This window comes from Enterobacter sp. SECR19-1250 (genome assembly GCF_013391025.1).
Classification (GTDB): domain Bacteria; phylum Pseudomonadota; class Gammaproteobacteria; order Enterobacterales; family Enterobacteriaceae; genus Enterobacter; species Enterobacter cloacae.
Genome location: NZ_JACASJ010000309.1, coordinates 1 through 481, shown reverse-complemented (window position 1 = coordinate 481; position 481 = coordinate 1). Strand labels below are relative to the sequence as shown.

At 50.7% G+C, this 481-nt stretch carries 1 pseudogene; it reads right to left on the bottom strand.

From position 1 onward, the window contains the following. Positions 1–262: 262 nt before the first annotated feature. Positions 263–481: pseudogene (locus tag HX884_RS26755) on the bottom strand (hypothetical protein); the annotation flags it as partial.

Here is a 481-nt window from a genome sequence, read left to right as displayed (position 1 = left end):
TGGTCAATAAAGCTATTTCGCGTGGTGTCATACGTCATACCCTCTGGAAGGATGAAACACGCCCGGATTAAATTTTATTTTTCGCGGGTATAAACATTCGATGAGGCGGGCAGTCCGTAAGGCTCAGGGTTGCAGAGATTTGGCCTCCCCCTCCCGGTGATAGTTTATTGCTTGATGTGGACGGCTTGCTATATTGGCGGCGAATGCAAATTGTCGCAGAAGTCTATCCCGTTCCTTGACGCCCCGTGCGGGCGTTTTGCTTTTACAAAGTCAGGCCAATGCCTCTGGCTGCTTTCCCCGTCTTACGCTCAATCACGCCCGTGATTCTATCTACTACCGGACTGAATGCCTGCCAGTAAGCCATCTCCATTGCTGACAACTCTGCCCGCTTCCTGTCAAACGTAGCCCAGCGCATCCCCTTTGGCTTCGGGAACATGCGAATGTCATTAAACAGATTATTGGTAAGGTCATTGTTGCCCCA